9 protein-coding genes and 3 pseudogenes are annotated in these 11330 nt (G+C 61.2%); 7 read left to right on the top strand and 5 right to left on the bottom strand.

Annotation, left to right across the window (positions count from 1 at the left end; all coding sequences use genetic code 11):
- Positions 1–89: 89 nt before the first annotated feature.
- Positions 90–389: pseudogene (locus HWN72_RS20300) on the top strand (integrase core domain-containing protein); the annotation flags it as partial.
- The gene (locus HWN72_RS20305) at positions 382–1173 is read left to right on the top strand and encodes a transposase (RefSeq protein ID WP_211151205.1); all 792 of its coding nucleotides are present in this window, start codon (positions 382–384) and stop codon (positions 1171–1173) included. The pseudogene HWN72_RS20300 and the gene HWN72_RS20305, both read left to right, overlap by 8 nt.
- A 48-nt stretch (positions 1174–1221) precedes the next feature.
- Here the strand turns inward: HWN72_RS20305 and HWN72_RS20310 are convergent, their stop codons facing one another.
- Together HWN72_RS20310 and HWN72_RS20315 are read right to left on the bottom strand one after the other, a co-directional pair.
- Positions 1222–2724: an MFS transporter gene (locus HWN72_RS20310; protein WP_211151206.1), complete on the bottom strand. Its 1503-nt coding sequence runs from the start codon at positions 2722–2724 to the stop codon at positions 1222–1224.
- A 361-nt stretch (positions 2725–3085) separates the two neighbouring features.
- A complete protein-coding gene (locus tag HWN72_RS20315) occupies positions 3086–3421 on the bottom strand; it encodes a hypothetical protein (protein WP_211151207.1) in 336 nt (111 codons plus the stop codon).
- Positions 3422–3571: 150 nt separating this feature from the next.
- Between HWN72_RS20315 and HWN72_RS20320 the strand changes: the two genes are divergently transcribed.
- Positions 3572–4528, top strand: coding sequence for an SDR family oxidoreductase (locus tag HWN72_RS20320; protein ID WP_248006184.1), 957 nt, complete (start codon positions 3572–3574; stop codon positions 4526–4528).
- A gap of 615 nt (positions 4529–5143) precedes the next feature.
- Here HWN72_RS20320 and HWN72_RS20325 read toward each other — a convergent pair.
- The gene (locus HWN72_RS20325) at positions 5144–5563 is read right to left on the bottom strand and encodes an NUDIX hydrolase (protein ID WP_211151209.1); all 420 of its coding nucleotides are present in this window, start codon (positions 5561–5563) and stop codon (positions 5144–5146) included.
- A 537-nt stretch (positions 5564–6100) separates the two neighbouring features.
- Positions 6101–6622 carry a hypothetical protein gene (locus HWN72_RS32035; protein WP_375154534.1) on the bottom strand — a complete coding sequence of 174 codons (522 nt, stop codon included), beginning with the start codon at positions 6620–6622 and terminating at the stop codon, positions 6101–6103.
- Between HWN72_RS32035 and HWN72_RS20335 the strand changes: the two are divergent.
- Positions 6506–7384: pseudogene (locus tag HWN72_RS20335) on the top strand (IS630 family transposase). The gene HWN72_RS32035 and the pseudogene HWN72_RS20335 overlap by 117 nt on opposite strands.
- A 296-nt stretch (positions 7385–7680) precedes the next feature.
- Positions 7681–8607, top strand: a complete 927-nt coding sequence (locus HWN72_RS20340) for a PAS domain-containing protein (protein ID WP_248006186.1) — start codon at positions 7681–7683, stop codon at positions 8605–8607.
- Positions 8608–8698: 91 nt separating this feature from the next.
- On the opposite strand, the gene HWN72_RS20345 is transcribed toward HWN72_RS20340, so the two are convergent.
- Positions 8699–9256 carry a hypothetical protein gene (locus tag HWN72_RS20345; protein WP_211151212.1) on the bottom strand — a complete coding sequence of 186 codons (558 nt, stop codon included), beginning with the start codon at positions 9254–9256 and terminating at the stop codon, positions 8699–8701.
- A 406-nt stretch (positions 9257–9662) separates the two neighbouring features.
- Between HWN72_RS20345 and HWN72_RS20350 the strand changes: the two genes are divergently transcribed.
- Positions 9663–11141 (top strand): YdiU family protein, encoded by a 1479-nt coding sequence (locus tag HWN72_RS20350; RefSeq protein ID WP_211151213.1) that lies wholly within the window; start codon positions 9663–9665, stop codon positions 11139–11141.
- Positions 11142–11330 (top strand): annotated as a pseudogene (locus HWN72_RS20355) (hypothetical protein); the annotation flags it as partial.

Genomic DNA, 11330 nt, shown 5'->3' on the forward strand with positions numbered 1-11330 from the left:
GCTCGGATGGAAGACACCTGCAGAAGTCCTCGACCAGTTCCTCGCCCCGCAGTAGGAAGCAGGTGTTGCGATGACCGGTTGAATCCGCCCAATATCTTGCCATGGCCTATACCCAGCGCCTTGCCGAGGCCAACCTCGTCCCCTCTGTCGGCAGCGTCGGCGATTCATATGACAACGCATTGGCCGAGACGATCAACGGGCTCTACAAGGCCGAGGTGATCTGGCGCCAGCGCTCCTGGCCGAGCACATCAGCCGTCGAAATGGCCACCCTGCGCTGGGTCCACTGGTTCAACCACCATCGCCTCTTCGGCCCCATCGGCTATATTCCTCCTGCCGAGGCCGAGGCAAACTACTATGCAGCCATAGAGACCCTCAATATGGTTGCCTGACCCAAACCATACTGCCTCCGGAAAACCCGGGACGCTTAAGGGGCACAACTACGTCACCATCTTTATTGATCTGGATCGCAGGACCCGGCCCGTGGCGTTCGCCACGCCGGGCAAGGGCAAGGAAACTGTCCGCCGGTTCAAAGACTTCCTGGCCGAGCACAATGGCAAGCCGGGCAAGCTTGCCGAAGTCGTCTGTGACATGTCACCTGCCTTCCTGGCCGCAGTCGGTGAGACCTTCCCCGATGCGTCTGTAACGGTCGACTGGTTCCATGTCGTGCAACTGTTCACCAGAAGCCTCGACCAGGTGCGCAAGTGCGAGGCAAGGCTGGTCAAACTGCCCTCCGCCGTGCGCTGGGCGGTTTTGAAGGCGAAAAAGAAAAACCTCACGGCAAAGCAGGAGGCGGCGCTGGCGGAACTGGAAGCCAGCGGGTTGCTGACCGGCGTCGCTTGGCAAATCAAGGAAAAGTTACGTTGGGTTCGCATCGCACCGACGCTTCAGGCGGCCAGATGGAGGCTGTCGAACTTCATCCGCCATGCCCGTGAAAGAGTGACAGGCGCCCCTCTGCTGGCACCTGTCTTTACCGCCATCGAGACCGTCGAAAAGCAGAAGGACCGCATCCTCCAGCGATGGGCTTCAACCTACAGCAACGCTCGACTGGAGGCGCTCAACGGCATCTTCAAGGCCGCTCGCGCCAGGGCCCGAGGCTACCGAAACACCCATACCTTCATCTCCATGATCTACCTCATCGCCGCACCCCTCGGCGACATCCTCAAATCCACATGAAACGTCGAGGATCCAAAAAAGTCTGCATGCCCCTGCTGCTGCCATCGTCTACTCGAGGGGCGCAGACTGCCGTGCACGGCGGTGACGAAACTGCACGCGGGCATCGCGTGACAACGCTGAAGGTACCTCGGTCGCATTGCGAAGGCCCGCGATGCTGGAGACATTCCGGATGGCGCGCCATGTATGGCCTAGCATAGCACCCATCATCTCCCGCCGTTCGATCTCGCCTGCCTCGGCGACCAGCGAAAGGCGATGGATAGCATATAGACCGAGCCCTCCGGCTAGAAAGAAGTAGAAGTCCCAGTGGCTCAGTTGCAAAGGCAGCATCAGCACACCATGAGGGCTAGTCCAACGCAGCAGCAACTCGAAACGCCGTGCCGCAAAGAAATCGGCAAGCAAACCACCCGCGATCGGCGCGAAGCCTGCCGCCAAAGCGATCGCGGTGGCGTTTGCCGCGACGTAGGCTGTCGCCGACCCCCGCGGCGAGAGTTTAAGCGCAATGTTGGTGGACGCTAGCGTCACGCCAGCGACCGACGCTCCCATAAGCAGATGCAGGAATACAAGCCAGCCAATCACGAATGTTGTATTGTCAGATTGAGAAGCGCCTATCATGGCGACGATTCCTGCGATGTAAGCCGGCGCCGAGACAAGCAGTACCGACTTATTAGAGAACCTGTCGCTCAAAGTGCCCCACGCTCGCAGAGCCGCTAGGTTCGCCAGTTGGCTAAGCGCGCTCAGGATCATTACCAGGCTGACGTTGAAGCCCAGCTGCTGTACGATAAAAACGGTGAAGAAAGGCGTGGCGAGGTTCACGGCGAACTGCCAACTGATAACGAACACGAGCAGCTGCTTGAAGTTGACGTCCGAAAGGGGCGAACGCAGCAACTCGCCTAAAGAGAGCCTTTGTGCGGGCGGCGGCATTATCGGCTCGGGCATACAGCTGACAACGCGGGCGCTGATCAGCCCGGTAACGCAGCCCACGGCAAACATAGAAGCGAAGGCTATGCTACGGCCGGTAGAGCCCGGCGCCGTGCGCTCAAGGATCACCGCCGCTGCAAGGCCTGCGACGAGACTGATGCCTGCGGTCCAGGATGTGCGGCGCGCGAAGACACCCCCCAGGCGAGCCTCCGGTGCAAGGTCGCGCAGCCAGGAGTTCCACGCACAGCTGCCGACCGCGCCCAATCCGCAAAGCACGTATTGAGCAAACAGGAAAACCAGCAGAGGCACGGTGCCTGTGAAGAATGCGGTCGCCCCCATGACGAGGAGCATCAAGCGACCGGCGATGCTCGTCAGCGCTGCGATGCGCTTGCGGGCCCGCAGGCGTTCGATAATGATAATCGCAGGCAGCTGCAGCAACTGGGTCAAAAATGGCGCGCTTGCCAAAAGGCCAACCCACAAGTTTGAGGCGCCCAGATGCAGCGCAAAGGCAGTGAGTATGACACCACTAGTCAGGGCGCTCGTGCTGCTGGAGAACGCGGCTTCCACAACCAGCAGCCGCAGACCGTTTTCGCGCTCATCATCGGTCAGAATGGCTTGTGGAGCCAGGCTCATGACACAGGCTCCGGCGGAATCCTGCAGTACAGCCGACACCGCGAAAAATTCCACGGTAAGAGCGGTGACAACGACGGTTTGGGCCGCGGCCGGACGCCGCTTGCGACAGATCGGGAGGCGCGATGCGGCGCGGTCAGGTTCATCGCATTAAACGCCCGGCAACGCTATAATGAGCGCGGACTGCCGGAGGTCGCGCCGCTGCCGTAGCGCCCATGCCGCTACGGTTCCTTCGATTGCTCCAGCGGAACAGGGTTCAGACCTCGCTGATGCGATGTTGAACGCGCCGGCAGCGGAGCCGGCACAGGCAATCTTCACGGTGATGTCCTCAAACTTGTGTCGCAGTCTGCCGCTTTCGGGGCCGTCATTTTGTCCTCTGCCGCAAGGGCTCGATCCGCAGGAAGGGGATGTCGCAGCGCGAGGCCCGGGTAGCATCGGCGGCAAGTCCGCGTTTGGCAGGAAGTTCGGCATGCGCGAGCAGCTGGTCCAGTCGTCCCGAGTCGCGGCCGAAGGTGAGCAATCTTGCCCTGCTCTTGGAAAGGCAAAGGAATGTAGCCCGGCCGATGCCGGTGGTGCCCCCAGCGACGAGGATGCGCTGGCCCGCGATTGGCTCATGGGGCAACTTCTTGTCTTTCATCTCGCGGCAACGTTGGCTCGACACGTCGGTTCCACATCCCCAACATGGATCGAACTGCCGCAACTGCGGCGGCATTTGCGCATTGCTCAACGACGGCGATGGCAGCAGCAGAGCCGGCGGAGCAGATCCACTAGCAATGGCGCGAAGTAGTGCGGTGCATGCTGCGGCAGTCGTCAGCGAGATACCGGGAAAATGAGCCAGAACATTGCAAACATGCGCGTAGTGATTACCGGCGCATCCAGCGGCATCGGCGCTTCGACTGCGATCGCCTTCGCACGAGCGGGCGCCCGTGTGCTGATTGCCGCCCGCGGAGAAGCTGGGCTCGAGGACATCGCGCGGCGCTGCGGGGAGACAGGACGAGTAGCCGAATTCCGCGTACTCGATGTCACAGACGCCGATGCGGTCGCTGCTTTCGCTCTCGAAGCGCGTGACGTCCTCGGCGGAATCGACCTTTGGTTCAGCTGCGTTGGGGTTGGCGTGGTTGGCAAGTTCCACGAGGCCCCGTGGGCAAACCATCGAGAGGTCATTGAGGCCAATCTCCTTAGTCATATGCACGAAGCCCATGCAGTCCTCCCGATCTTTCTCGAGCAGGACAGGGGCACCTGGGTGAACATGATCTCGATCGGCGGCTTCATAGCGACGCCTTTTGCCGCGGCTTACTCGGCGAGCAAGTTTGGCCTGCGCGGGTTCAGCGAGGCGCTGCGCGCCGAGCTGTCGAAGCGGCCGCGAATTCATGTCTGTGATGTCTATCCGACATTCGTGGACACACCCGCGATCGGGCACGCGGCGAACTACACGGGGGCAAGGCTCGCGCTTCCACCAGGCTCGCTACCGCCAGAGAAGGTTGCGAGGGCAATTTTGAAGCTCGCGACCCGCCCCCGCAATTCAACTTTCCTGGGAACGCCCGGACTGGCGCTAAAACTTACGCAGTTCACAACGCCAAACCTTAGCGCCGCGGTGATGAATGGCTTCATGGACGTATGGTCAGAAAGGGCCGACCCCGGCGATGATACTGACGGCACGCTTTTCGAGCCGCCGGCCACGCCGAGCGGACCGGATGGCGGACTACGACGTCCAGACCTAAGGCGCAAAGGCGCGGTTGCGGCGGGCGCGGCCGCTGTAATGGCTGCCGCTGCAGGCGCAGTTTTGATCCTCCGGCGTTACAGATGAGTAGATGAGTAGCGCCATATTCTAAATGCGGCTGGGGTGCCGCTTATAGCGGAACAGCGGTTTATCACCGGCCCGCTGAACCCGCCGAGCGCAGAAAATATGGCTGCCATGATGGTGGCTGCATATTGATCATCTTCGGAGCGCATCTATCAGGCGATAGGCTCTGGCAATCACCGGGCGGTTCGGTGGGTGCAACGGGTGGCGGCAACACGTGCCTGAAAACTCTTTGCGCTGGCATCGTAAGCGAGCGAAACGCCGCTGCCAAAGCCGCTGCTCTGTCTAGTAGTGACATTTGAAGGGACATCGCCGGGCCCGGTGTAGGTTGTGGTCATCGTGGTCGAGTGGTGTCGAAGGTCTGCGAGGCGACAAGCCTGGTAAGCGTCCCGTTTGTCGTCGCCACCCGAGTCGTGGGGTCGGTGTCGAGGCAATGCTGCCATTTCCGCCGCCGCAGGCAGCCGAAGGCGCGAGACAAATCGATGCGAGCAATTGGTGCTTGAATTTATTCATGACGGGCCTCCGACGAAATGATGCTTCGCCAATGGATCCGCCTCTTCAGCCCCATAATCTCCGCCGTAAGCGAGTTGCACAGATGGCCCGGGCTGCCGGTGAGCAAGCTCATGCGTCGCCATTTTCCTGCGCGCGGCGCAGCCCCGGGAGTTCGGCGGCGAAGGCGGTCAACGCGCGCCGTAGCAGCTCGTCGCGAAGAATCTCACGCGCCTCAGTCAGTGTGAACCAGGCACGTTGGCGCATATACATCTCCGGCCATGTCTCCAGCTCCTGCTCCACCGCCAGTGGGTGGACCTTTGGTCGGCTCGAGTCGATGAGTTCGGCCGCGAGAAGAGGCGTGGCAGAGGCAATGCCGATCACACCTGCCTCTTCGTAAGCCTCTGCAGCGGCGCGATCCGCCGCTGTTTCTCCTTTTTCGATCTTGCCTTTGGGAAGTATCCACTTGCCTCGCCTGCGCGAGGTGACAAGCAGCACTTCGCACCGGTCGCCGTCGAAACGGTATGGCAGGGCTGTGGACTGAACCGGCACGCCTCGTCTCGTTCTGTTAGCTTGTAGACTGAGGAACGAACAGCTCAGGCATTCCGCTCATCCTGGTTGCACAAACGTTACCGCATCGCTCTGGTCCACTCACCGTTGGCGGTAATGAACAAACAGGGAGCGCTGAGCTCATTCGCTTAGTGCCTGCTCTTTCGCTTCGCCGCCGCCGGGTGGTTCAGGACATCTTCGAAAACCCAATTGAGATAGGCTGCGATGCGGATACCCGCCCGCTTGAGCCGGTCGTCCAGTTCGGTCCGGTGCTCATAGGCGTAATCCCACGAAAGCGCGCGGGGTCCGACGGGTAAAGGGTCTTGCGCAGGGCAATGCTTTCGTGGGTCCAGATTGCCGGATCGCGGGTGCTCCAGGAGATCACCTGCGCCGGCGTGATCGACCGCGAGAGCCAGCTTGCATATCCGCGACCGCTCAGGATCTAGAATGACCATCGGCATCCGCGCCCGCACGGAAGCGGGCTGCCTTTACTGATCGATCGAAGCTGATCAGTCGGCAAGATAATGCATGATGCTCAGTTTACGAGCCTGCAAGGTCATCGTCACGAATGCGGCCTGGTTGTACCAGAACGCCCTTGTAGGTGTTGCCAACCACAGGGGACGGCTCAGCGGAGCGGAAACGCTCGCCGATTTCGGCCCAATCCCATTCGCGCACAATGAAGTAGCGGGGCGTACTGCCGTCCGCGGTCGCGGCGGCGAGCTGCCGATCCATGGAGTCGAGAATACGGACAATTAAGCTCATCGCCGGTCTCCGGTCGTGGGAAGTATCTTCTAGAGCGTTTTCCACAGCGCCTGAATCGCGAAAGATTCCCTCCGCGCGAGAATTCTGATTCAGAATCCTTGCTGGGTATGGAGGCCGGCATGGATGGCCAGAGCATTGTCGCAGGATTTGCGTGATCGTGTTGTTGCCGCAGTCGAAGGAGGCCTGAGTTGCCGGGCAGCGGCGGCGCGTTTCGGGGTTGGCGTAGCGACGGCGATCCGCTGGCGGCAAATCGCGCTGGCGCATGGACGAGCCGTTGCCGGCAAGCCTGGTAGCGATCATCGAAGACCGACGCACATGCCGATCTCATCATGACCATGATCGAGGAGAACGGGGACATTACCCTCGAAGAGATCCGCTCGGGTCTAGCCGCGCGCGGTGTCCACGTTGGGATCGGTACGCTGTGGCGCTTCTTCGACCGGCACAGGATCACGCGCAAAAAAGTCGGGTCATGCGATCGAGCAAGATCGTCCGGACGTCCTGAAGCAACGACGGGCGTGGTTCGACTACCAACTGGATCTGGAGCCCGAGCGCCTAATCTTCATCGACGAGACGTGGACCGCGACCAACATGACCCGCAGCCATGGCCGCTGCCCCAGGGGCGAGCGCCTGCGGATGGGCTTCCCGCATGGTCATCGCAAGACGACCACGTTCGTCGCGGGGCTGCGCATGACCGGGATGATCGCCCCGATGGTGCTGGACGGGCCGATCAACGGCGACTGGTTCGAAGCCTACGTCGCCCAGGTACTCGTGCCAGAGCTCAAGCCAGGCGACGTGGTCATCATGGACAATCTCTCGAGCCACAAGCGAGTGGCCGTCCACGAGAGAATTGAGGCCGCCGGAGCAGCGTTGCGCTTCCTCCCGCCCTACAGCCCCGACTTCAACCCGATCGAAAAGGCCTTCTCACGCCTCAAGGCCATGCTGCGCAAAGCATCCGAACGCACCGTCTCAGGCCTGTGGGATCTCATCGGCAAACTCGTCGATATCTTCCAGCCGGACGAGTGCGCCAATTACTTTAGCTCCTGCGGCTACGATCCAGCGTGATCGGAAAACGCTCTAGCACGTTGCAGATCTCGAGCAATCCGGCTTTCCGGGCCACAGGGCGTAGGGTAAAGCTCCCGGGCCAATCGCTGATCTCTTGCGGGGGCAGCGGGCGGAGGACGAGCCGGATCACTGAGCAAGGGGCCGGCGGGCACGTCCCTCAGGAGACTTGACTTTGGAGCTGCTCTTCAACGAGCGTTCCACCTGAAAGTGTATTGACATGATTTTAGGTGATTGGTTACCCCTTGGCATAGGTCGAGAGAACAAAAAGCAGACACGGGCGAGCTGAGATTAGCGTGATGGGCACCACTTCATTCGAGCAGCGGCTCGGTATGACCGCATCCGGGCAAGAGATAGCCGACTTCGATTGGGGTAATTCGAACTTGGGGCCGATCTCCGGTTGGCCCCGCTCCCTGATCACCCTGGTATCCACGGTGCTTGCTTGCCCCACACCCATGTTCTTGGCGTGGGGGCCGGACCTGCTGGCCTTCTTCAACGACGCCTATCGACCGATCCTTGGGCAGCGTCTGCAGGGAGCAATCGGCAGGCCGTTCGAAGAACTTTGGCACGACATCTGGGGAGAGATCGCACCTCTTGTGGCCAGGACGCTCTCCGGCGAAAGCGTCGAAATGATCGACACCCGGCTCGATGTCCGCCGCAAGGGCGTTCCCGATGAGAGTTGGTGGACCTTCTCCTACTCTCCAGTCTGCGACGATGATGATGCTATCGCCGGTATGCTGTGCATCACGAGAGAGACGACGGAAAGGGTCAAGTCCGAGAAGCTCAGCAGGGATGCAGCCAAACGTCTCCAGGTTGCCCTGTCCGCAGGCGACCCAATCGGTTCGTGGGACTGGGACGTCGCCAACGATTGCCTTACCACTGACGAGCGCTTCGCCTTGATTTACCGGGTGGATCCGGAGCGCGCCGCCAGAGGGACTTCGGTATCGGAATTTCTGGCCTGCATCCATCCCGACGACGTGCCGCTCGTTCAGGCGCAGATCGAATCGACATTGCGTTTCGGCGATGATTACTTTGCCGAGTATCGAATTCTCGGCTTCAACGGGGAAGTTCAATGGGTATCCGCCCAGGGACAGGCCATTTTGGACGAAAACGGCAAATGCGTTCGTTTTCCAGGGGTCAGCTTTGACATCACTATCAACAAAAATGTTGAGCTGAGCGCTTCGGTACGGGCCGATACCAGTAGCGGATTGCGGCGACTGAACTGATTTCGAGCATCGGCTTTGATCATTCTGGCGGCTTGATTGCTCGAAACGAGGACGGGGAAGCTGCTAATCTCGGCCGGCGCCACGCCGCGTCTTAGATGTCGGTAAGATCCTCAGGGTACCGTCCGCCAAGATGACAGAAACGCTGCCAGGTTTCCGAGCCGCGCTCTGTGACGATCAGGCATCCAGAGTCATCTGGCCGAAGGCCAAGAAGGCGAAGACGCACGAGCGGCGCGATCGTGCGATCGCCCATCGCCTTTTCCGGTCGGTAGCCTTCGACCACGAGCAACCACCCGGGCGTGCCCCGCTCAGTCACAGTGGGCGCCAGGTAGCCGTCGCGCGCCTCGTCGATTTCGCGCCCGAGCGTGAAGAGGCAGATAGTCCAGAACGCGTCCCGAGGTCTTGGCGGGATTAGTGCCCATTCCAGCGGGTCAGTGTCGCTCAGCTCAGCGGCGGGAGCGGCATCGGATGGATCTACCCGGGTGCCATCGCGGTATGCTCGCTCTAGGGCTTGAGCAATTGCGCCAGCGGTATCGACGGCGAGACCGTGTTTGCGATTATAGCGGTCCTTGGCGACGATGCCTCGGGCGATTTCGCGAAACCTCGCCTTTCGGCGTGGATCTGCATACGCAGTGCGAAGGTTAGCAGCCATAACCGCAGGTCAATGTAGCGGCGAAGCCTGCCATAGGGCGGCAGATCGCAAAGCGGTGGGTCAATTGGAAAGACATCTTCTTTGCCTCAGGCGATCCGATAGCGGCATATGACAATGCCCTGCATTCCCGTAGTGAGCAACCGCGGTGCCTTCGTGCTGGCCAGGCAAGAGTAGTGCCCATCAAGATAACGGCCGCCGTTTTCGGACCCGATTGCGAAGGCGTTCACACCACTTGCTGGGCCGTTTGGGCGCGGCCGTTGATACAGCGCAACGCGAAATCGTTGTCAGGGAAAATTCGTGATCCGCTCCGCTCGCGCGGCAGAACCCGCTAAGAAACTCGGCCACCGCCGATCAGCGAGCCGGAACACGGCAGCACGCGTCGTGTTACATAGCAAAGGGGATAGTAGTGCCGCCTGGTCCGACTTTCGACAACAGCTACGCCTGCCTGCCCGAGCGGTTCTTTGCTCGAGTGCTTCCTGCGCGGTGGCCGGAGCCACAGCTGATTGAGCTCAACACAAAGTTGGCAGGCACGTTGCAGATAGACCCCGACTGGCTCTCTGGCGGAGAGGGCGTAGCATTCCTCTCGGGCCAGGCGATCGCGGAGGGCTCGGACCCAATCGCCACCGCTTATGCAGGGCACCAGTTCGGCAACTTTGTGCCGCAACTGGGAGACGGGCGTGCCATCCTGCTGGGCGAAGTGCTTGACCGGGTAGGGCGCCGATTGGACATCCAGCTCAAGGGCGCGGGGCGTACGCCTTTCTCCCGCGGCGGTGATGGACGGGCGGCGGTCGGTCCGGTGCTGCGCGAATATATCGTAAGCGAGTTCATGGCGGCGGTCGGCATACCCACCACCCGGGGCTTGGCCGCCGTGGCGACGGGCGAGGCGGTGTTTCGCGACAGGATGCTGCCGGGCGCTCTGCTGGTCCGGGTGGCCTCCAGTCATATCCGCGTCGGGACATTCCAGTATTTCGCGGCCCGGCAGGATGGCGAGGCGCTGAAGGCTCTCGCGGATTACGTCATCGCGCGTCACTACCCGCAGGCAGCCTCAGCCAGCCAACCTTATCGTGCTCTGCTCGACGGCGTCATCGCGGCCCAGGCAAAATTGATCGCTCGCTGGCTGTCGGTCGGCTTCATTCATGGTGTGATGAACACGGACAATATGTCCGTCGCTGGCGAGACCATCGACTATGGTCCCTGCGCTTTCATGGACACGTATGATCCTGCCACCGTCTACAGTTCGATCGACCGGCTCGGCCGTTATGCCTATGCCAACCAGCCCGGTATCGCAGTGTGGAACCTGACACGGCTTGCCGAGACGCTGCTGCCGCTGCTGCATACCGATATGGAGCAATCGATAGCTGCCGCCGAGGAGGCCCTGGCCGCGTTCGAGCCTCAATTCACACAGGCGCATCATGCTGCGGTGATGAGCAAGCTTGGCATCGCTGCCGTCTATGACAGCGACGCGGCCTTCGCGAGCGAGCTGTTCACCGATCTCGCCCGCAATCAAGTCGATTTCACCCTGTTCTTCCGGCGCCTCGCTGCCGCCATCGAACCGGGCGTTGCCGACGAACCCCTCCGCTCTCTCTTTGTCGATCCCACCGCCGCTGATGCGCTGCTTGCGCGTTGGCGAGCACGGCTTGCCGCCGAACCCGAAACCCCGCCCGTCCGCCGAGCGCGGATGATCCGGACGAACCCCGCCTACATACCGCGTAATCACCGCATCGAGGCAGTGATTGCAGCCGCGACGACAGAGGGTGATTTCGGGCCTTTCCACGAGCTCGTGAGCGTCCTTTCACAGCCGTTTGACGACCAGCCGGATTACGCAGGTTATGCCGAACCACCGCTCGAGCACGAACGCGTGCTTGCAACCTTTTGCGGAACCTGAATGACGAAGATCGTCAATGGAGCCAGCCTGCAGCCGCTTTCCGGCGGAAAGCCCCGGCAAATCATTCTCCTTCTCCACGGCTTTGGTTCGAGCGGCCGGGACATGATCGCACTGGCGCCGACATGGCAGCACAGTCTCCCTGACGCGCTGTTCCTTGCTCCGCATGCCCCGGAGCGCTCAGGATACGGG

Source organism: Novosphingobium sp. HR1a (genome assembly GCF_015594425.1).
Classification (GTDB): Bacteria; Pseudomonadota; Alphaproteobacteria; order Sphingomonadales; family Sphingomonadaceae; genus Novosphingobium; species Novosphingobium resinovorum_A.